The organism is Cystobacter fuscus (genome assembly GCF_044360685.1).
Taxonomy (GTDB): domain Bacteria; phylum Myxococcota; class Myxococcia; order Myxococcales; family Myxococcaceae; genus Cystobacter; species Cystobacter fuscus_C.
Genome location: NZ_CP043491.1, coordinates 3,819,051 through 3,838,136, shown reverse-complemented (window position 1 = coordinate 3,838,136; position 19,086 = coordinate 3,819,051). Strand labels below are relative to the sequence as shown.

22 protein-coding genes are annotated in these 19,086 nt (G+C 70.2%); 10 read left to right on the top strand and 12 right to left on the bottom strand.

Translation table 11 applies throughout. The annotated features are described in order from the left end of the window. Positions 1–206: 206 nt before the first annotated feature. Together F0U63_RS15745 and F0U63_RS15740 are read left to right on the top strand one after the other, a co-directional pair. A complete protein-coding gene (locus F0U63_RS15745) occupies positions 207–593 on the top strand; it encodes an NADH-quinone oxidoreductase subunit A (protein ID WP_395846735.1) in 387 nt (128 codons plus the stop codon). A gap of 6 nt (positions 594–599) precedes the next feature. After that, positions 600–1,157 carry an NADH-quinone oxidoreductase subunit B gene (locus tag F0U63_RS15740; protein ID WP_395846734.1) on the top strand — a complete coding sequence of 186 codons (558 nt, stop codon included), beginning with the start codon at positions 600–602 and terminating at the stop codon, positions 1,155–1,157. 76 nt (positions 1,158–1,233) lie between these two features. On the opposite strand, the gene F0U63_RS15735 is transcribed toward F0U63_RS15740, so the two are convergent. Then, a complete protein-coding gene (locus F0U63_RS15735) occupies positions 1,234–1,704 on the bottom strand; it encodes a PaaI family thioesterase (RefSeq protein ID WP_395846733.1) in 471 nt (156 codons plus the stop codon). Positions 1,705–1,828: 124 nt separating this feature from the next. Between F0U63_RS15735 and F0U63_RS15730 the strand changes: the two genes are divergently transcribed. From F0U63_RS15730 to F0U63_RS15700, 7 genes are all read left to right on the top strand, one after another. Further along, entirely contained in the window at positions 1,829–3,166 is a 1,338-nt protein-coding gene (locus tag F0U63_RS15730) for an adenylate/guanylate cyclase domain-containing protein (RefSeq protein ID WP_395846732.1), read from the top strand. A 71-nt stretch (positions 3,167–3,237) separates the two neighbouring features. Then, entirely contained in the window at positions 3,238–3,765 is a 528-nt protein-coding gene (locus F0U63_RS15725) for an NADH-quinone oxidoreductase subunit C (protein ID WP_395846731.1), read from the top strand. Between the two features lie 39 nt (positions 3,766–3,804). Further along, positions 3,805–5,070, top strand: a complete 1,266-nt coding sequence (nuoD, locus tag F0U63_RS15720; RefSeq protein ID WP_395846730.1) for an NADH dehydrogenase (quinone) subunit D — start codon at positions 3,805–3,807, stop codon at positions 5,068–5,070. Next, positions 5,067–6,947, top strand: coding sequence for a 2Fe-2S iron-sulfur cluster-binding protein (locus F0U63_RS15715; RefSeq protein WP_395846729.1), 1,881 nt, complete (start codon positions 5,067–5,069; stop codon positions 6,945–6,947). The genes nuoD and F0U63_RS15715 overlap by 4 nt, the downstream gene beginning before the upstream one ends. 2 nt (positions 6,948–6,949) lie before the next feature. Further along, entirely contained in the window at positions 6,950–8,374 is a 1,425-nt protein-coding gene (locus F0U63_RS15710; RefSeq protein WP_395846728.1) for an NADH-quinone oxidoreductase subunit H, read from the top strand. A gap of 18 nt (positions 8,375–8,392) precedes the next feature. Then, positions 8,393–9,157, top strand: coding sequence for a NuoI/complex I 23 kDa subunit family protein (locus tag F0U63_RS15705; RefSeq protein ID WP_395846727.1), 765 nt, complete (start codon positions 8,393–8,395; stop codon positions 9,155–9,157). Positions 9,158–9,308: 151 nt separating this feature from the next. After that, entirely contained in the window at positions 9,309–9,668 is a 360-nt protein-coding gene (locus tag F0U63_RS15700; protein ID WP_395846726.1) for a (2Fe-2S) ferredoxin domain-containing protein, read from the top strand. Between the two features lie 7 nt (positions 9,669–9,675). Here F0U63_RS15700 and F0U63_RS15695 read toward each other — a convergent pair whose 3' ends face one another. The 9 genes from F0U63_RS15695 to F0U63_RS15655 form a co-directional block, all read right to left on the bottom strand. Further along, positions 9,676–12,249 carry a CHASE2 domain-containing protein gene (locus F0U63_RS15695; RefSeq protein WP_395846725.1) on the bottom strand — a complete coding sequence of 858 codons (2,574 nt, stop codon included), beginning with the start codon at positions 12,247–12,249 and terminating at the stop codon, positions 9,676–9,678. Between the two features lie 60 nt (positions 12,250–12,309). Beyond that, positions 12,310–13,272, bottom strand: coding sequence for a hypothetical protein (locus F0U63_RS15690; protein WP_395846724.1), 963 nt, complete (start codon positions 13,270–13,272; stop codon positions 12,310–12,312). Positions 13,273–13,380: 108 nt separating this feature from the next. Then, positions 13,381–13,656 (bottom strand): YtxH domain-containing protein, encoded by a 276-nt coding sequence (locus F0U63_RS15685; RefSeq protein WP_095986088.1) that lies wholly within the window; start codon positions 13,654–13,656, stop codon positions 13,381–13,383. Between the two features lie 48 nt (positions 13,657–13,704). Beyond that, entirely contained in the window at positions 13,705–14,142 is a 438-nt protein-coding gene (locus F0U63_RS15680) for a hypothetical protein (protein WP_395846723.1), read from the bottom strand. Positions 14,143–14,178: 36 nt separating this feature from the next. After that, positions 14,179–14,379, bottom strand: a complete 201-nt coding sequence (locus F0U63_RS15675) for a hypothetical protein (protein ID WP_002623558.1) — start codon at positions 14,377–14,379, stop codon at positions 14,179–14,181. 53 nt (positions 14,380–14,432) lie between these two features. Beyond that, entirely contained in the window at positions 14,433–14,654 is a 222-nt protein-coding gene (locus F0U63_RS15670; protein WP_395846722.1) for a DUF3618 domain-containing protein, read from the bottom strand. Next, complete coding sequence (locus tag F0U63_RS15665; RefSeq protein ID WP_395846721.1) at positions 14,644–15,051, bottom strand: phage holin family protein; 408 nt, start codon at positions 15,049–15,051, stop codon at positions 14,644–14,646. The genes F0U63_RS15670 and F0U63_RS15665 overlap by 11 nt, the downstream gene beginning before the upstream one ends. A gap of 139 nt (positions 15,052–15,190) precedes the next feature. Next, positions 15,191–15,955 carry an endonuclease/exonuclease/phosphatase family protein gene (locus tag F0U63_RS15660; protein WP_395846720.1) on the bottom strand — a complete coding sequence of 255 codons (765 nt, stop codon included), beginning with the start codon at positions 15,953–15,955 and terminating at the stop codon, positions 15,191–15,193. Between the two features lie 16 nt (positions 15,956–15,971). Next, positions 15,972–16,433: a hypothetical protein gene (locus F0U63_RS15655; protein ID WP_395846719.1), complete on the bottom strand. Its 462-nt coding sequence runs from the start codon at positions 16,431–16,433 to the stop codon at positions 15,972–15,974. Between the two features lie 257 nt (positions 16,434–16,690). Between F0U63_RS15655 and F0U63_RS15650 the strand changes: the two genes are divergently transcribed. Beyond that, positions 16,691–17,602: a M23 family metallopeptidase gene (locus F0U63_RS15650; RefSeq protein WP_395846718.1), complete on the top strand. Its 912-nt coding sequence runs from the start codon at positions 16,691–16,693 to the stop codon at positions 17,600–17,602. Here the strand turns inward: F0U63_RS15650 and F0U63_RS15645 are convergent. Together F0U63_RS15645 and F0U63_RS15640 are read right to left on the bottom strand one after the other, a co-directional pair. Further along, entirely contained in the window at positions 17,556–18,344 is a 789-nt protein-coding gene (locus tag F0U63_RS15645; RefSeq protein WP_395846717.1) for an enoyl-CoA hydratase/isomerase family protein, read from the bottom strand. The two genes, F0U63_RS15650 and F0U63_RS15645, sit on opposite strands and share 47 nt — an antisense overlap. Next, positions 18,287–19,000 (bottom strand): TetR/AcrR family transcriptional regulator, encoded by a 714-nt coding sequence (locus tag F0U63_RS15640; protein WP_395846716.1) that lies wholly within the window; start codon positions 18,998–19,000, stop codon positions 18,287–18,289. Before F0U63_RS15640 ends, F0U63_RS15645 begins: the two co-directional genes overlap by 58 nt. Positions 19,001–19,086 lie beyond the last annotated feature (86 nt).

Sequence of the window (19,086 nt, the reverse complement as noted above, 5' to 3'; positions counted from 1 at the left end):
GCTGCTCCTGTCTGATCGCACGACGCGTCGGGCCAGGACCCTAGGGGGCGGCGCGCGGAGCGTCAAACCCCGCCCTCGTGCCCCCTTGGCGCGCGGGGAGGAGGGCCCCGGGGGGCCGCCGGGGCTTTTCGCTGTCATGTCCGGGGGTTGGCGCTTCCGGGTTTCACGTTGACACCTCTCGCGGCTGTCCCTAGGGTCCGCGAGCGATGACCCCCGCGATTGATCCGAACAACCCCCTGAGCTCCTACCTGCCGCTGGCGCTCGTGCTGCTGCTGGCGGGCGTGCTGGCGCTCGTCATCGTGAACCTGGCGGCCCTCGCGGGCCCCAAGCGGCCAAGCTCCATCAAGTCCGCCCCCTTCGAGGCCGGCTCGGCGAGCAGCGGAACGGCGCGCCAGCGCTTCGCGGTGAAGTTCTACGTGGTGGCCCTGCTCTTCATCGTGTTCGACGTCGAGGCGGTCTTCCTGTATCCCTGGGCGGTGAACTTCCAGGCACTCGGCTGGTTCGGCTACGCGGAGATGGTGGTTTTCGCGGCGACCGTCGTGGTGGGCCTTATCTACATCTGGAAGAAGGGCGCTCTCGAGTGGGAGCACTGAGGAACCATGGCTGAATCCGATATCGCACCCGTATTGACCACCCGCCGGGATGAGGCCATGGGCTTCATCGAGCGCATGGTGTCCAAGGGCCTGGGCTGGGCGCGCAAGTACTCGCTCTTCACCTACCCGTACGCCACCGCGTGCTGCGGCATGGAGTTCATGTCGGTCTCCTCCGCCCGGCACGACATCGCCCGCTTCGGCGCCGAGTTCCCCCGCTTCTCGCCGCGTCAGGCGGACATGCTGATGGTCATCGGCACCATCAACATGAAGCAGGCCCCCATCCTCAAGCGCGTGTACGAGCAGATGTGCGAGCCCAAGTGGGTCGTCGCCTTCGGCGTGTGCGCCTCGTCGGGCGGCTTCTACGACAACTACGCGGTGCTCCAGGGCATCGATCGCATCATCCCGGTGGACGTCTACATCCCCGGCTGCCCGCCGCGTCCCGAGCAGGTGCTCGACGGTCTGCGGCTCTTGCAGGACAAGATCGCCAACCAGACGCACCGCGTGGGCCACCGCGGCACCACGCCGCACGATCTGATGGCGCAGAACTACTCGCTGACCAAGTAGCACCCCGGCGCCGAGCGCCGGTCGGACCCGGGCCCCGTGAACCTCCAGGTGGGAGGTGACGGGGCCCTCGTCATGTCTACCAGCGGTGGTACGCGGGGTGGCCCGGCTTCACCGCGACGAAGGTGCCCCGGCACGTCGCGCACACCTTGCCTCCGGCGGTGAGGGTGCCCTCGACGACGACCTTGTCCCCCTCCTGGGACACGGGGCCGGCCTCGAGGCGCAGGGGCCCCAGGGGCGTGGGGCGCTTGAGCTGGATGGAGTACTCGGCGGTGACGGTACAGGGCGGCGTGTCCAGCCCCCGCTCCTTCATCAACGTGTGGGCCGCCGTCCAGTTGCAGTGACAGTCGAGCAGCGCGCCGATGATTCCGCCGCTCACCACGCCGGGGAAGGCCTGGTGGTGCTCGGCCGGGGTCCAGTCGGCGACGACCCGGTCCCCCTCCACGATGCTGCGGATGCGCAGCCCCTGGGGATTGGCGGGGCCGCAACCAAAACAGGCCAGTTGGGGAGCGAAGCGTTCCTGGAGGCTCTGGGGGGATGTCGGGGACATGGCACCCACCATACGCTTCCGTTAACAGTCCCGCCGCAGGGCGGGCGGGCGTCCGCCCGAAAAATGCGCGCTCCCCGACGTCCGTGCGAGGATGCCCGCGCCATCCCCCTACCTCAGAGGTTTCGTGGACGACACCGGGCAGACCCGCCCCCCGCAGGCCGACTTCCTGCGGGAGCCGGTGGACAGGGCCCTCAAGGCCGAGCGCCAGCACAGCACGATGAGGCTGGCGTGGCTGCGCTGCCTCGGGGTGTCCCTCGTGCTGCTCGTCACGGTGTACCTGGGCCTGGTGCGAGGGCTCGCGGACTGGCGGGTGTACCTCGCCCCCTTCCTCGTCTACTGGCTGTGTACCGTCGTGTCACTCGCGGTGGTGGTGCGCTGGCGCCGGGTGGCGAGCTGGGCCGGGTTGTCCCTGGCGGTGGTGGATGTGCCCGCCATCTATTGGTTGCAGCACCTCGCCCTGCCCATCTCTCCCTTCCCGGCGGGAGTGGCGGGCTTCACGCTCGGGCTCTACGCGTTCGTCATCGTCCTGTCCGCCCTGTCCATGCGCCGCACGGTGCTCCTCTCGGTGGCGGCCGTGGCGGCCCTGGCCGAGGTGCAACTGCAGGCCGAGGCCGGCGTGGGCATGGGCGCCCGGGTGGTGGCGGTGCTGGTGCTCGCGTTGACGGCGGGGGCCTCGCGCTACCTCTTCCACCGCATCCACGTGCTCGTCTCCGCGCTGACGCGCGAGGAGCTCAAGCGCGCCCAGCTCGGGCGCTACTTCGCCCCCGCCGTCGCCGAGCGCCTGCAGGACCTGGCCTCTCCCGCGTCCCGGCCCGAGCTGCGCGAGGTGACGCTGCTCTTCGCGGACCTGCGCGACTTCACCGCGATGAGCGAGCGGCTGTCGCCCGAGGCCGTGGTCACCCTGCTCAACGAGTACTACGGGCACATGGTGGAGGTGGTGTTCCGCCATGGGGGCACGCTCGACAAGTTCATCGGGGACGCACTCATGGTGTACTTCGGAGCGCCCCTGCCCGAGCCCGAGCATCCCCGGCGCGCGGTGGAGTGCGCCCTGGAGATGATGCGCGAGCTGGAGAAGATGAACGCCGAGCGGGCGGCACGGGGAGAGCCCGTGCTGCGCATGGGGGTGGGCCTGCACACCGGCCGGGTGGTGTTGGGCAACATCGGCTCCATGGCCCGACGCCTCGAGTACACCGCCATTGGCGACACGGTGAACCTGGCCAGTCGGATCGAACAGCTCACCAAGCGGCACGGCACGCCAGTGCTGGTGTCCCGGGAGACGCGCGAGCGGGCGGGCGACGGCTTCCTGTGGAAGGAGCTTCCCCCCACGGCCGTGGCGGGCAAGCGCGAGCCGGTGTCCACGTTCATTCCCCTGGACCCCCAGGAAAACGCCGGGGTGGCGGCCCGGAAGCCCCGATCGGGTGAGCGCCGGCTTCTGTCTCGCGTAAGTGGCGAGGATGGCTAAGGGATTCCGTTGACGCCCCCCAAGGCGCGTCCTTATAACGCCCCGGATTCCCTAGCCAGCATCGAGGCCTCTTGAGCACCTACGCACTCGACAGGGTCACTGCCCAGTTTCCGGAGGCGGTGGCGGAGCGCTATTTGGACCGCACGGGCGGCGCCTGGGCCGTCATCCACGCGGAGCACCTTCCCAAGGTGGCCGCCTTCCTCAAGCACGAGCTGGACTTCAAGCTCTTCGTGTCGATCGACGCGGTGGACCGGCTCCACCTCGCGGAGAACGATCCGCGCTTCGAGGTCGTCTACTTCATCAGCTCCCTGTCGCGCCGCGAGCACGTGCGCCTCAAGGTGCGGGTGAGCGAATCCCAGTTGGAGATTCCCTCGCTGGTGCCCGTGTTCAAGGGCGCCAACTGGTGGGAGCGCTTCGTGTGGGACTTCTACGGCGTGCGCTTCGCGGGACATCCGGACCTGCGCCGCGTGTTGCTCTACGAGGAGTTCCAGGGCCACCCCCTGCGCAAGGACTACGCCCTGCGCGACCGGCAGCCGCTCATTCCCGAGCGGCCCATCAAGGACATCTTCCGCGGTCCCGGTACCAGCGGCGTCTCCTGATCGCCCGCTCCCCCACCGGCCACGCCCTTCGAGGACATCATGGCGGACCCCCACAAGCCCGCAGCCCATCCCAGCCCCGACGTGCCCAACCCGGACACCGACGCCTATGCCCAGGAGTCGGAGCTGGAGGCGCACCTGCAGTCCAAGCCCATGTTCATCAACATGGGCCCCTCCCACCCCGCCATGCACGGCACGGTGCGCATGAAGGTGCACCTGGAGGGAGAGACCATCAAGGACGCCGACTGCGAGATCGGCTTCCTGCACCGCGGCTTCCAGAAGAGCTGCGAGAACGTCACCTGGACGCAGTGCCTGCCCTATACGGACCGGCTCAACTACGCGTCCCCGCTGATGAACAACTTCGGCTTCCTCAACGCCGTGGAGAAGCTCATCGGCCTGGAGATCCCCGAGCGCGCCCAGTACATCCGCGTCATCGGCTCGGAGCTGCACCGCATCCATGATCACCTCACGTGCGTGGCGGCGACGGGCATGGAGCTCGGAGGCTTCGCGCCCTTCCTCTTCGCCATGGAGGCGCGCGAGCTCATCATGGACCGGGTGGCCGAGCTGACGGGAGCGCGGCTGACCACCAGCTTCGGCCGCGTGGGCGGGCTCAACCGCGATCTGCCCGAGGGGTGGATCGAGCGGACCCTCAAGTCGCTGGACAAGATCCACGAGCTGAACGTCGAGGTGGAATCGCTCCTGTCGCGCAACCGCATCTTCGTGGACCGCATGAAGGGCACCGGCATCATCACCGCCGAGGACGCCATCGACTACGGCTGGACGGGCCCGTGCCTGCGCGCCTGCGGCGTCGATTATGACCTGCGCAAGACGCGGCCGTACTGGGTCTACAACCAGCTCGACTTCGACGTGCCGGTGGGTGAGCACGGCGACAACTACGACCGCTACCTCATGCGCATCGAGGAGATGAAGCAGTCGGAGCGCATCCTGCGCCAGGCGCTGGCGAAGATCCCCAGCGGGCCCATCATCGTGGACGACTGGCGCATCGCGCTGCCGCCCAAGCCCGAGGTGTACGGCACCATCGAGGGCGTCATCTCCCACTTCAAGCTGGTGATGGAGGGCATCCAGGTGCCCGCCGGCGAGGTCTTCGACGCCACCGAGTCCGCCAACGGCGAGCTGGGCTGGTACATCGTGAGCGACGGCGGCGGCCGGCCCTACAAGGTCCACGTGCGCGCGCCGGGCTTCCCCATCCTGTCCGCCGTCTCGTCCATGGTGACGGGCCATATGCTCGCGGACCTGATTCCCACGTTTGACACGATCAACATGATCGGCGGCGAGGTCGAGCAGTGAGCGACAACGACACCAAGAAGCCCACCGGCGACGCGCAGCCGCCCGTCAAGGGCGCGCCCACGGACACGCCCGCGGCGAAGATCGGCTCCGAGCCGTCCAATCCGCCCGCGGCGCCCAAGCTGGACACGCCGCCGGCCGCGCACAGCACCCCCACCCCTCCGCCCCCGGCCGCCGCGGCTCCGCCTCCGGCGCCCAAGCCCTCCGGCCCGCCCCCGCCGAAGAACCCGGGCTTCGTCACGTGCACCATCGACGGCAAGGAAGTCATCGCCAAGCCGGGCACGAACATGATCGAGGCGGCGCGCAAGGTCGGCTCGATCATCCCCTACTTCTGCTACCACCCGCGCCTGTCCATCGCGGCCAACTGCCGCATGTGCTTCGTGGAGGCGTCCAACGCCCCCAAGATGGTGCCCGCGTGCCAGACGCCGCTCGCCGAGGGGCAGGTCATCAAGACCAACACCCCCAAGGTCAAGGAGCAGCAGCGCGCGGTGATGGAGTTCCTGCTGCTCAACCACCCGGTGGACTGCTCCATCTGTGATCAGGCCGGCGAGTGCAAGCTGCAGGACTACTACATGCGCTACGACTACCGCCCCTCCCGGCTGGAGGGGGCGAAGGTCATGAAGAACAAGCGCAAGGTGCTCGGGCCCCGCGTGGTGATGGACCAGGAGCGCTGCATCCTGTGCAGCCGCTGCGTGCGCTTCATGAACGAGGTGGCCAAGGAGCCGCAGCTGGGCATCTTCGGCCGCGGCAGCCACGAGGTCGTCGACACGTTCCCCGGCAGCGAGCTGAGCAGCAACTACTCGCTCAACACCGTGGACATCTGCCCGGTGGGCGCGCTGCTCAGCCGCGACTACCGCTTCCGCGCCCGCACGTGGTTCCAGTCCGCCGCGCCCTCGGTGTGCACCGGGTGCTCGCGCGGCTGCAACACCTACGCGGACTTCATGGGCCAGGAGACGTACCGCTACCGCCCGCGCGAGAACGAGGCCGTCAACAAGAGCTGGATGTGCGACCACGGCCGGCTCACCTACAAGGGCCTCAACCTGGGCCGCGTGCTCAACGCCGTGGTGGGCCGCCAGCAGGGCGGCACCGCCCGTCCCGAGGTGGCGCGCAAGGAGGCCATCCAGGCCGCGGCCCGCGCGCTCGCGGACGCCAAGGGCAAGGTGGCCGTGCTCGCCTCGCCCGTGGCCTCCAACGAGGATCTGCTCGCCGCGCTCACCTTCGCCAAGACGACGCTGGGCGTGCGTGAGGTGTACGTGGGGGGCCGCCCGCAGGGCGAGGCCGACCACTACCTGCTCACGGCCGACCGCAACCCCAACCGCAAGGGCCTGGAGCTCATCGCCCAGGGTCTCGAGCTCAAGCTCCAGCCGTTCGAGGCGCTCGTGCAGGGCATCGACGGCGGCAAGGTGAAGGCGCTCTACGCCGTGGGCGCCGAGGTGCCCGGGAGCGAGGCCACCTTCGCCCAGGCGGCGGCGAAGCTGGACACGTTCGTGGTGCAGGCGACGAACGAGTCGCCCCTCACCGCGCAGGCCACCGTGCTGCTGCCGGCCTCCGCGCACGTGGAGTACGACGGCTCGTTCGTGCAGGTGGACGGGCTCGTGCAGCGCTTCCGCAAGGCCTACCCCTCCAAGGGCGAGGCCGTGCCGCACGCGCAGCTCGTGGCGGAGCTCACGCGGGAGCTGGGGGGCACGGCCTCCTGGACGACCACGCGCGAGGCCTTCCGCGAGCTGGGCAAGAGCGTGCCTGAGTTCGCCTCCTTCGACTGGGACAAGGCGGCTCCGCCGGACCGGGAGAAGCCTGGCATCAACCCGCTGCCGTCTGGTGCCGACGGCCGGCCGGCGGGCTACCGTGAGTTCGGCGCTCCCAGGGTTCGAGGTCTCTGACAATGAAGCGCGTTCTCGCCATGCTCACCATGCTCGCCGTCTTCATTGGCCTGTACGCCGTGATGACGGGCATCGCCTACGTCGTGGGCGGCTTCGTGGAGAAGGAGCTCTTCACCGGCGCCAGCCGGATCGTCAACATGCTCATCCTCATGCTCGCCGTGGTGATGGGCACCGCCGCCCTGCTCACCATGGCCGAGCGCAAGTGGAGCGCGCTGATGCAGGATCGCATCGGTCCGAACCGCGCGCGCATCGATCTGCCCCTGCTGCGCAACACGGCCCTGGGCGGCATCCCCCACTTCCTCGCCGACGGCGCGAAGATGCTGTTCAAGGAGGATCACCTCCCGGCGGCGGCCAACAAGCTGCTCTACAACCTGGGCCCCATGCTGGCCTTCGCGCCGGCGTTCGCCCTGTTCGCCGTGGTGCCCTCGGGCCCCAGCGTGTCGGTGTTCGGCCAGCACGTGGACATGGTGGTGGCCACGCCCGACTTCGGCATCCTCTACGTGTTCGCCATCGCCTCGCTGGCGGTGTACGGCACGTCGCTCGCCGGCTGGTCCTCCAACAACAAGTTCGCCCTGCTCGGCGGCGTGCGCGCCTCCTCGCAGATGATCTCCTACGAGGTCGCGCTCGGCCTGTCGCTCGTGGGCCTGATGATGGCCTTCTCCACGGTGCAGCTGCCCGCCTTCGTGGGCAACGTGGCCAATGAGCTCGGCCTGGGCGGCGAGGCCACGGGCCAGGCGCGCTACCTCTGGTCCACGAACGTGGGCGGCTTCGACATCGGCATCCCCGCGTGGGGCTTCCTCCTGCAGCCGCTCGGCTTCTTCATGTTCTTCGCCGCGGCCTTCGCCGAGACCAAGCGCGCCCCCTTCGACAGCCCCGAGGGCGAGTCGGAGATCATCGGCTACTTCGTCGAGTACTCGGGCATGAAGTTCGGCCTGTTCATGATCTCCGAGTTCGTGGAGGTCGTGATCCTCGCCGGCATCATCACCGCGTTGTTCTTCGGCGGCTACCACCTGCCCTTCGGTGGGGAGTGGCTGTCCAACCTGCCCGTCATGAAGGAGCATGGCTGGCTGTACGGCACCATCCTCGGCACGGTGTTCTGGGTGAAGACGCTGTTCTTCATCTGGTTGCAGCTGATGATCCGCTGGTCCTTCCTGCGCTTCCGCTACGATCAGATCCAGACGCTGGGCTGGAAGATCCTCCTGCCGCTGGGCCTGATCAACGTGTTCGTCACGGGCGCGCTCATCCTCTGGGATCCCTCGCTGCGCTACCTCGCCCTCTTCGGCATGTTGCAGATCGGCGTGCTGGTGGCCCTGACGACGTCCTCGGCCTCGAAGGAGGAGGACACGCACGGCACCGGGCTGGCGGCCCCGTCGGCGCCCACTTCGGCCGGAGTGCACGCGCGTGCCTCCACGGCCCCCTCGCACTAGTCGGAGCGAACAGTCACCATGGCTTACAACGCATCCCAGGATCCCCGCACCGACATCCGCGAGCGGACCTATCTGCCGGAGCTGCTCCGCGGCCTGGCCATCACCACCCGGCACTTCATCCGCAACCTCTTCGGGACGCGCGAGACCCAGACGCCCTTCGAGGAGCGCACCGGCACCAGCCTGGTGACCACGGTGCAGTACCCCGAGGAGAAGATTCCCTATCCCCCGGGCTACCGCGGACTGCACCGGCTGGTGCCGCGCGACGATGGCAAGCCGCGCTGCGTGGCCTGCTACATGTGCGCCACCATCTGCCCGGCCCAGTGCATCTACATCGAGGCGGGCGAGTACCCGGTGGACTCCGCGGATCAGAGCTCGCGCGTCATCGAGAAGTACCCCACCCAGTTCGTCATCGATGAGCTGCGCTGCATCGTGTGTGGCCTGTGCGTGGAGGCGTGCCCCAAGGACGCCATCCGCATGGACACGTACACGCACACCCCGCCCGAGTACAACCGGCAGGGCTTCGTCTACGACATCCCCAAGCTGCTCAAGGGGCCCGCGGTGTCCCACCCGTCGGATCCCTGGAACAAGCGCTCGGACTCGAAGCAGCCGACCCACGCGCACAAGGAAGCCCACACCCGCATCGGCGAGGGCCACGAGCACCACGACCACGGCCACCCCGCCCATGCACAGGCGTTGACCTCGGGCCACGCGGAGCCGGTTGCCAACGGCCGCACCGTGGTGTCCAACGACGGCCCCGTGCCGGTGACGAAGTTCCTCAAGTAGTCCCCAGGCGCCCAGAGGCGCCTCCGCCGGCCCGCCCCCTCCGCCCTCGTGCGGCGGACGGCGGGCCGGTGCCGTTGCGGCGTGCGGAGCCCCTCGCCGGCCGCTCGGCCCTTTCCCCCACCTCGCCAACTCCCATAGGGTGGGGCTTCCTATGAAGCGCTACCGCCTCTCCGTGTGTAAGGGCTCGAGTTGCAAGGCCGGTGGCTCCGACGCCGTGGCCCAGGCCGCCCGCGAGGAGCTGTCCGCCCGCACCCTCCAGCCGCGCTGCGAACTGTACCGCGGGGGCTGCTACGGCTTCTGCCACATGGGGCCCAACGTCGTCATCCGCGAGGAGACGGGCCGCAAGCGGGATCCCCTCTCGCCCGAGGACTACCAGCTCATGGGCTGGGAGGGCGAGGCGTACTACTCGCACATGACGCCGGAGAAGATGCGGCGCGTGGTGGCCGAGCACATCGCACAGGACAAGCCCGTCATCGAGCTGTTCGGCCACCCGGAGGAAGCGGAAGGCTAGCGCCGGCTCACGGCCCCTCGAGCACGAACACGCCGTCCCAGTCCTCCGCCGGGCGCTTCTGGGCGAAGACGCGGCAGCGCTCGATGTAGACGCGCGCCACCGGATCCTGGAACTCCTCCACGCTGCGGGTGAACAGCGCCAGCGCCTCGTCGAAGCGCCGCTCGTGGTACGCGGTGAGCGCCTGCTCGTGCAGCGACAGGTGGGCCTGGGCCGCGGCCTGGACCTCGCCCTTGCGGCCCACCAGCTCGTGCAGCCGCGTGGACTCGGTGCGCCCCTTGGGACGGACCCGGTCCACCTCGCGGAAGACGTAGCCGTCCTGGGCCAGGCGCGCCACGCCGTCGCCCACGAGCACGAAGGTGCCATAGCCGCGGTTGAGCCCCTCCAGGTACATGGAGAACTTCACCGAGCGGCCCAGCACCGAATACTTGGACTCGAGCGCGCTGCCCATGCCGCCCACCAGCACCTCGCCACTGTCGATGCCGATGCGGCACTGCACCGCGTGGCCGTACGTCTTCGTCCAGTACTCCTGGCGCGCGAGCAGCTTGGTGCGCACCAGCAGCGCGGCCTCGCAGGCATAGTGGGCGTGGCGCTCGGTGCGCACGGGCGCGCCCCAGAAGGCCATCACCGCGTCCCCCATGTACTTGTCCACCTGCCCGCGCGTGGCGCGCACCACGTCCGTCACTTCCGTCAGGTACTCGTTGAGGAACTGCACGAGCCGATCGGGCGGCAGCTCGCCGGACAGCCGCGAGAAGCCGTCCAGGTCGCAGAAGAAGACCGTCACCTCGCGCAGCTCCGGGCGGGTGAGCTGGCGCAGGTCGCGCGTGACGAGCCGCGCCACCTCGGGGCTCACGTAGCGGCCGAGCACGTCGGTGATGAAGTGGCGCAGCTGCTGCTCGCTGCGCGAGGCCTGGACGATGGTGAAGAGGAAGGTGAGGCCCATGGCCAGCAGCGGGCCCACCATGGCCACCCACAAGAGCCGGTGGACGAAGACGTACCAGGCCCCCACGGCATAGCCCACCCCCACCGCCGTCATGACGAACAGGTACAGGAGCACGTCCCCGGAGGAGCGCAGGCCCCGGTTGACGGTGAGCGCGACGAAGGCGCCCAACAGCGCCATGCCGAGCGTCAACCCCAGATCCCACCGCCGTGTGGCGCGCGAGAGGCTCTCGGACTGCAACAGGTTCACCAGCGACTGCGCGAGCACCGCGCCCGTGGGTGTGCGCTCGCCAATGGGGGTGTGCAGGAAGTCCATGGCCCGGCGCGAGGTGTTGCTGAAGACGATGAGCCGGCCGTCGATGTCGTGGGCGGCGCGCGGCGGAACCCCCTCGCGCACGGCGAAGAAGTTGAGCAGCACGTTCCACGCGGGAATGGCCCGGGCCACCGAGCCGCGCGAGCCTCGCCCCACCTCCGCCGCGTCCCAGCGGATGAGGCTGTAGCCGGACTCGTCCATGGGCAGCGAGAAGCGCTCGCCCACGTACAGCCGCCCGTCCGCGTAGCGCAGCTCACGCGTGTTCGCCTGGAGCATCGCCGCCACCAGGGGCATGGAGGGCAGCACGTGCCGCGTGCCGTCCCGGCCGCGGTAGCTCACCAGGTGCGGCACGGCCCGCACCACCCCGTCGGGATCCGCCGGCAGGGTGATGGCGCCATAGAGGCTCGCCGTGCCGAGCAGCGGCGCCACCGGGTGCTCCACCTGCCGCACCTCCCCCAGCTGCGACGCATCCAGCCCCTCCACCTTCACCTCGGCGAGCGAGATGAACAGCTCGAGCGGCCCCACCCGGTACACGTCGTCGGAGACGCGCCGCTCCTGGACGCGCGGGGGCTCACGCACGCCCTGCTCCAGCGCCACCCGCTGGCCCTCCTGCTCGCTGGCCACGCCCGCCCACACCTCCACCCCACCCTTGCCGGGCATGAGGAACGCCGGGCGCTGATCCGCGAGGATCTTCTGCACCCGGCCACGCGCCTCCGCCTCGGTGGGCGAGGTGCCGAGCCGGACGCGGTACGGCCACAACCGGCTGCCCGGAGGCACGCCCCGATCCGCGGACCAGGAGAAGGCCAGCACCGACTTGCCGGGGACCTGATCCAGGAGCGAACGGAACACCCGGTCATCGTCCCGCTCCTCCTGGCCCGGCGCGCCCGGCGAGAAGGGAGCGCGGGGACTGCGCTCCGTGAGGGGCAGCTCGAGCAACACCAGCTCGGCGCCCTCGTCGAGCAGCCGCTGCGTCAGGCCCCCGAGGATCTCCCGGGGCCAGGGATAGGAGGCGATGCCCGCGTGCTGATCCTGGCGCGCCTCGGCGAGCGTCTCGTCGTCGAGCGCCACCACCACCACGCGATCCGAGCGCGAGCCCCGCGCGCCCAGGGAGCGCGCGCGCCAGTCATAGGTGACGTTCTCGGCGGCCTGGAGCCACGACGCCGGGCGCGCGAGCAGCGCGAGCGGGGTGGCTTCCTCGGAGAGCTGCGCGCGGGGGACGCGGTAGTAGACGAGCAGCCCGAGGATGGTGCCGAAGAGCGTGGCCTGCAGGAGCGAATAGCCGAGCCGTTGCAGGAAGCGGAGGCCGGTGGAGTAGATGGGAAGGCTGCTCACGGGAGGCGCGAGGATAGCGCGTCCCGCCCACGACCCCAGCCCGTAAGAGCACCGGGCTGCTCAGCCCGCCTCCACCTCGAGCACGATCTGGCCCTGGAGGTTGAGCCGCAACAGATGTCCGGCGAAGCGCTCGGACTCCTCGCGCGAGAGGATGGCACGGAACGCGCCGCCCTCGGCCACCTCCACCTCCATCACCGGCCCGCGCTGCAGCAGGCGGAAGAAGTCCTCGCCACCGCCCGGACGGGGCACGAAGACGGGCAGGAAGCCCTTGACGGGCAGCACTTCCCCGGGCGAGCGCAGCCGTGCTTCCAGGGCGGGCGGCTCCGGACGCACCTCGTGGGGCGCCACCCCCTCCTCCGCGTAGAGCGGCGCGGGCGGCAGCGACACGTCGTCCGTGGAGTCGTCGAAGAGAAAGCCGTGGCGCGAGGGAATGCGCCCGGTGAAGAGGTAGAGCAGGAGCACGGGGGTGTCCCCGCTCACGCGCTCCACGTGGAGGACGGCGCGCGTGGGGCCCACCTTGCGCAAGAGCAGGCGCAACCGCGGAGGCGCCGCGGCCAGGTGGCGCCGCACCTGCTCCCTCACCGTGGTGCGCCACTCCTCGAAGGCGGAGAGGTGGCGCTGCTCGCTGTCGGCCTGCTCCCGCGCGAGCGCCTCCTTCGCCCGCGCCAGCTTCTGCTCGGCCTGTCCGAGGAAGTCGCGCAGGGGGCCCTCTCCGGCCACGAGCGCCGACCCCGCGGGCGCCGCTTCCACCGGAGCCGGCTCCACCGCGGCGCCCTGCTGCGCCGAGGCCTGCCGGACCGCGCCCACCAGGAACGAGCCCTGTTGCTCCAGCCGCTCGAATTCCCGCTGGTAGTGCGCGCGCTCGGCGAGGAAGTCCCGCCGCGACTCGCTCCACGCGTCATAGGCGGACTCCAGCGTCTCCAGACCATGGGTGCGGGCCAGGAGCCGCTCCTGGGCAGGGGACACCCGGGGCAGCTCCCGGGGGGTATCCCGGCGAGGCTCTTCGTCGTCGCGCGATGTCACGCCCTGACCTTTCGCATGAAAAAGCCCGAGGGGCGACCCGCTTCGAGCGGATCGCCCCTCCTGGCCGCCAGCCGGGTAGCGCGGGCGGCGTCCGGACGTGCCTGGACGTCAGACGTTGCGGGTCGCGGCCTCGGTGCGGCTCTGGCCGGTCGCGTTGGCCAGGGCGTCCTGGCCCTCGCGCAGGCGGTTGCGCAGATCATCGCGCAGCTGGGCGCCGGGCTTGGGGGCGATCAGCAGGCCGAGGCCCGCGCCCAGCAGGATGCCCACGGAGAAGGCGCCCAGCGTGGGCAACAGCCAATCCGCGGGACCCTTCTTGGTCTCCAGCCCGAGCAGGTCGAGCACGTCATCCTTGCTGAAGTTCTTCAGATCACTGGCATTGAACATGGGGGCTCCGTATGCGGCGAGTGGGAGAAACGGATGAAACCAACGGCTCTAGTGGCCCTGGGGACGCGCCGGGCCGCCCGAGGACGAGCCCTGCATGTCCGCCACCCGGCCGGCGCCCGCCTCGACGCCGCGCATCGCGGCCTCGGCGATGCCGAGCAGCTCGTCCTTGACCATGGGCAGCGCGGCCAACCGCACGCCCAGGCGCAGCAGCCGCCCGGTGGTGCGGGTGAACAGCCCGCCGCCCAGCACATAGCCCACGCCCAGGGCGGCGGCCACCATCAGATACGGGTTGCGCTCCACACGGCCGACCAGGTCCATGGAGTCGCGCAGGTCCGTCACCGCGCCGCGCGCGTTGTCCCACAGGTGCTGGGCGTCCGAGCCGATCTGATCCACCCGCTGGCCGAAACCCGTGCCCTGGTTGTTCGGGGACTGGCCACCATTGCCCGAGGGGCCGCCGTTGCCAGAGCTGTTCTGGAAGGTCGTCATGTCAGAACTCCGAGTCGTCGAGGAAGAGGCACAGGGTTAGCGGCGCGAGGCGATGCGCCCGATGATGAAGCCCACGGCCACGGCGCCCAGCAGGCACGTGCCCGGGTTGGCGCGGATGAAGCTCACCGTGCGCGCGTTGAGATCCTCCAGGTTGCGCCGCGCCTCGTCGATCTGCGGCAGCACGTTGTCCTGGATCTGACGGGCCTTGTCCTGCAACTGCTGGGAATTGATGTTCATGGAAGCGCCTTCCTCGTGAAAGGTGTCGGGTTGGTTCTGAAAGGTGGGGCGTGTCAGCGCCGTTGGCTATTGCCGATGACGAATCCGATGAAGAAAGCCGCGCCCACGCACGTGAGGGGCCGGCGCATCACCCACTCGCGCCAGTCGGTGCGCCACGCGACCTCCTCGCGCAGGGCGCTCACGGAGTGACTGAGCTCGGCGCGGGTGCGTTCGATCTCCGCGCGGATCTCCTCGGGGGTGCGCGGCGTGGAGCGTGCGTTGTGGTCAGCGGCCATGAGGACCCTCCGACTGGGCGAGCGCCGTCACACTGCGATTGAGTTCGTTCTTCGTTTCGTCCATGACCCGATGTGCCTTGAGGCGGGCGGCCGAGCGGGTGACGCCCACGATTCCGCCCACGAGGTTGAGTCCGCCCACCAGCGCGAGCGACCCGGCGATGCCCAGCCACTTCGCCAGCGCCACGGCGAGCGCCGCGCACAGGAAGCCGTAGCCCACCAGCACGAAGGGAACGAAGGCGGCGAGGCGCGCCAGATCCGAGCCCACCAGGCGCGCGTCCTCCACCAACTCCGCGCGCGCCAGCGTCAGGTGCTGCGACACCAGGCGGGTGAGGCCATCTGTCAACCGCGCGACGAGCGGGCCCAGGCCACGCTCCGTCTGTTCGCTACTCACAGCCATCTGCTCCCCAGTCGCTCTCATGCGGAGAGCGCAAACTAGGGTGTTCCCGTCATCCGCCACAACCCCGACACACGGCAATGGCGACAATGTGTCCACCGGCCATCAGCTTCCTCCCTCGCGAGCGGCGCCCTGGGCTCCGCTAGCCAATGAGCTGCACCGGGGCGGAGTCCGACACCTGGGGCTGTGGCCGCGTCTCGAAGCGCAGCACGAGCGGCAGGTGATCCGAGGCCAGCTCGGACCGCGGGCTGCGGTGGGCCTGGAGCGACAGCGGCCTCACGCCCTCGTCCACGTAGATGCGATCCAGCCGCAGCAGCGGAAAGCGCGAGGGGAAGGTGCGATCCCGGCGCTCCAGCTCCAGGGCCGCGTCGTGGATGGCCTGACGCGCCAGGCCGCGCACCGCGCCGGGCCCCCAATAGTTGAAGTCTCCACACACCACGAGCGGCACGCTGCGCACGGCGTCGCGGAGGATGTCGGAGGACAGCAACAGGGACTCCTGCCGGCGGCGCTCGCGGATGCCCAGCCCCAGGTGCAGGCAGAAGAGGTGCAACTGCTGGCCCCCGCCCAGGTCCAGATCACAGCGCAGGGCGCCCCGGGGCTCGTTGTCGCCCACGCTCAGGTCGTAGTTGCGCGAGCGGAGGATGGGCAGCCGGGAGAGGATGGCGTTGCCGTAGCGGCGGCCAGCGCGCTCCACGTTGGGGCCGAACGCCAGGTGCAGCCCCAACTGACTGGCCAGGTGCTCGGGGTGATCCTCCCGGGGCGTCAGGCCCCGGTAGTCCCCCACTTCCTGGAGCGCGATGAGGTCCGCGTCGACTTCACGCAGCACCTCCCCCACCCGCTCGAGATCGAAGCGGCCATCCGTCCCGATGCCACTGTGGATGTTGTAGGAGACGAGCGTCAGCCCCACGGCGCCCCCGTCGTGCTCAAACCTGGACCAGCCGCAGGCGCGCGGCGGCCATGCGGGCCGCCTCCATGGGCAGGGACAGGAGCCGCCCCGTGGCCCGGGTGGCGTCCTCGAGGCCCGACTGGACGGCACGCAACTGGCGCAGGGCCTCGCTGACCACGTCGCGCAGGCTCTTGCCGCGCTCCACCATCGGCTCCTCCGCCAGGGGCAGCGCCCCGATGGGCTGGCCCCGATTGGCCGCCGTGGGCTTGATGGGTGAATCCGCCGACAGTCCCGCCAACGCCTCGAGCTGCGCGTTCATCGCGCGCACGTGGAACAGCTCCTCGGTCTCCGCGTGGGCACGGCCGTAGTGCGGCGCGGAATCCGACGAACGTTGCGACGCGCGCTTCTCGGACAGGTGCTGCTTGTCCCGGCGGCGAAGACCCCGGCTCGGGGTGGACTTGGCAACGGTGAACGGCTCGAAACGATAAGTACGCGGCATCCGATTATCTCCCCCTCAGAAAACGCCCTGAAAATCCCCTCGAAAAACGGATGGACAGAAGCTAGGTCGCCCCCCGGCCGGAGGGAACGATGGTGCATCCGGGGCCCTGTCCGCTCGCCTGCCCTCCGGGAGGTGGGACGTGCCCCGCCCGGCCTCCCGGGAATCCGCCCAGGGGCCCGGGCCAGCGAACGGGGGCCACCGCTCGCCCGTCCTCCCGCGTTGACGCCCCCCCGGCGGCCCGCGCATATCTCCCCGCCGTGATCAGCCTGTCCTGTCGGCGTCTGCCCCTCGTCCTGCTCGTCCTCGGTCTGTCGGCCTTCGCCGCCGAGCCCGCGCCCCAGCTGCTCCTCCAGCCCGCCCGGGTCCGGCCGGGCGACCCGGTCCTCATCACCGTGCGAGGGTCGAAGGAGGCGCCCACGGGAACGCTGGGCGAGCGCCCCTTGCGCTTCTTCGCCGTGCCCGGGGGCTTCGCCGCCCTCATCGGCCTTCCCGTGGAGCAGGTGCCGGGACAATTGCCGCTGACGGTGCTGGTGGCGGGTGCTCCGGGCACGGAGCCCACGCGCCTCGCCCGCACGGTGGACGTGGTGGAGCCCGGGTGGCGCACGCGGACGTTGAAGGTGGCCAACAAGTTCGTGAAGCCCCCGCCCGAGGTGGAGGCCCGCATGGAGGCGGATCAGGCCGCCTTCGGCACCGCCTTCGCGCAGCCCTTCGCCGAGCCCCTCTTCGACAAGGCCTTCGTCCTGCCGCGCAAGGCGCGCGTCACCGCGCCCTATGGGGACCTGCGCACCTTCAACGGGCAGAAGCAGAGCCAGCACTTCGGCACGGATCTCTCCGGGGGCACGGGCACGCCCGTCTCCGCCGCCAACGGGGGCACGGTGGTGATGACGCGCGACAACTACGCCGCGGGCAACACGGTGCTCCTCCACCACGGAGCCGGCCTCTACACGGCCTACTTCCACCTGTCGGCCATCGCCGTGAAGGAGGGCGAGCGCGTCAAGCGCGGACAGCTGCTCGGCAAGGTGGGCAACACCGGCCGCGTCACCGGGCCCCACCTGCACTGGGGCGCCCGCGTCGACGAGCTGTGGGTGGACCCCACGACGCTGCTCCAGCTCCAATTCACCGCTAGCGATCGTGCCACTTCGGGGGGCGTTTCTCGCGAAACGCGTTGATGCCCTCGGCGGCGTCCTCGGCGAGCACGTTGAGCGACAGCTGCGAGGACAGGTACTCCAGCGCGGCGGGCAGGGGCAGATCCTCGGCGGTGAAGAAGGCCCGGCGGCCCAGGGCCAGCACCGCCTGGCTCTTGCCGGCGAGCTTGCCCACCAGCTCGGCCACCGCGGCCTCCAGTCCCTCCGCGGGCACCACCCGGTTGAGCAGACCCAGGGCGAGCGCGTCGCGCGCCGACAGCCGCTCGCCCGTGAGCACCATCTCCAGGGCGCGCTTGCGGCCCACGTGCCGGTGCAGGAGCGCCATCATCATCATGGGGAAGAGCCCCACGTCGATCTCCGGCGTGCCCAGCTCGGCGTGCTCGGCCGCCACGGCCAGGTCGCACGCGAGCACCAGCCCCAGACCCCCCGCGAGCGCATGCCCGTTGACGCGCGCCACCGTGGGCTTGCGCACGTCCTGCAGGCGCAGCAGCAACTGGCCGTAGGCGCGGCGCCCCTCGTGCGTGGCGAGAAAGCCCCCTTCCCCACCGAGCTGCCCGAGATCTCCCCCGGCGCAGAACACCCGCTCCCCCGCCCCCGTGAGCACCACCACGCGCACAGCGGGGTCCGCCTCGGCGCGCGTGAGCGCCTCGAGCAGGCCGTGCAGCACCTCGGGAGAGAGCGCGTTGCGCGCCCGCTCCCGGTGGATGATCAGACGCGCTTGCCCACCTTCGGCCTCGTACCGGACGACGGACTCTCCTGCTTCCATGACGTCTCCGTGAGCGGGGCGGAGCTGGGAAGCACGCCGCGCAGAAAGGACTCGGCGATCTGCGCCTTGGCCCGATCCAGGGCCTCGGGGCTGCGGTCTTCCATCAGACCGGACACGAAGGCGGTGAGCCCCATTTCGATGGAGCCGCACAGGAGCGAGGCGCAGAGCATGGGATCCAGCTCCGGGCGCAGCTGCCCCTCGGCCTGGGCGCGGGCGAACATGTCCGCGGCCATGCGGATGACGTCCAGGAAGGCCTGCTGCCGGCTGGCGACATGGCCGCCCGCGGGACTGCGGGCGATCTCCAGGATGAGCACCTTCACCGCGCGGGGATCCACGCGGTAGGCCTCGAAGGCCACGTCGGCGATGCCGCGCACCTTGGCCTCGAGCGAGCTGCCCTCCTCCTCGGCCACCGCGCGGATGCGCGAGACGAAGCCACCCCAGCCCGTCTCGGCGACGGTCTCGAGCAGCTCGTCCTTGTTCTTGAAGTAGTGGTAGACGAGGCCGTAGGCCACGCCCGCCTCACGTGCCACGTCGGCGATACGGCAGCCGTGGTAGCCCTTGCGGGCGAACACGTCGATCGCCGCGCGCAGGATGGTGTGGCGGCGCTCGTTCTCCCGGCTCCCTGCCTCCACCGACTTGCTCTGCCGCTGACTCACGCGCTGACTCTCCCCGGCGGATGATTCCGCAATCGGCCGGGGAGACGGTACGGACGAGGGCGCCCGGGGTCAATGCCCTTGACGGG

What these genes read in the sequence shown, in the direction of transcription:
- F0U63_RS15745 (WP_395846735.1), top strand. Translation starts at nt 207, where the DNA reads ATGACCCCCGCGATTGATCCGAACAACCCCCTGAGCTCCTACCTGCCG.
- F0U63_RS15740 (WP_395846734.1), top strand. Translation starts at nt 600, where the DNA reads ATGGCTGAATCCGATATCGCACCCGTATTGACCACCCGCCGGGATGAG.
- F0U63_RS15735 (WP_395846733.1), bottom strand. Translation starts at nt 1,704, where the DNA reads ATGTCCCCGACATCCCCCCAGAGCCTCCAGGAACGCTTCGCTCCCCAA.
- nuoD (WP_395846730.1), top strand. Translation starts at nt 3,805, where the DNA reads ATGGCGGACCCCCACAAGCCCGCAGCCCATCCCAGCCCCGACGTGCCC.
- F0U63_RS15710 (WP_395846728.1), top strand. Translation starts at nt 6,950, where the DNA reads ATGAAGCGCGTTCTCGCCATGCTCACCATGCTCGCCGTCTTCATTGGC.
- F0U63_RS15705 (WP_395846727.1), top strand. Translation starts at nt 8,393, where the DNA reads ATGGCTTACAACGCATCCCAGGATCCCCGCACCGACATCCGCGAGCGG.
- F0U63_RS15700 (WP_395846726.1), top strand. Translation starts at nt 9,309, where the DNA reads ATGAAGCGCTACCGCCTCTCCGTGTGTAAGGGCTCGAGTTGCAAGGCC.
- F0U63_RS15685 (WP_095986088.1), bottom strand. Translation starts at nt 13,656, where the DNA reads ATGTTCAATGCCAGTGATCTGAAGAACTTCAGCAAGGATGACGTGCTC.
- F0U63_RS15680 (WP_395846723.1), bottom strand. Translation starts at nt 14,142, where the DNA reads ATGACGACCTTCCAGAACAGCTCTGGCAACGGCGGCCCCTCGGGCAAT.
- F0U63_RS15675 (WP_002623558.1), bottom strand. Translation starts at nt 14,379, where the DNA reads ATGAACATCAATTCCCAGCAGTTGCAGGACAAGGCCCGTCAGATCCAG.
- F0U63_RS15670 (WP_395846722.1), bottom strand. Translation starts at nt 14,654, where the DNA reads ATGGCCGCTGACCACAACGCACGCTCCACGCCGCGCACCCCCGAGGAG.
- F0U63_RS15665 (WP_395846721.1), bottom strand. Translation starts at nt 15,051, where the DNA reads ATGGCTGTGAGTAGCGAACAGACGGAGCGTGGCCTGGGCCCGCTCGTC.
- F0U63_RS15655 (WP_395846719.1), bottom strand. Translation starts at nt 16,433, where the DNA reads ATGCCGCGTACTTATCGTTTCGAGCCGTTCACCGTTGCCAAGTCCACC.
- F0U63_RS15645 (WP_395846717.1), bottom strand. Translation starts at nt 18,344, where the DNA reads ATGGAAGCAGGAGAGTCCGTCGTCCGGTACGAGGCCGAAGGTGGGCAA.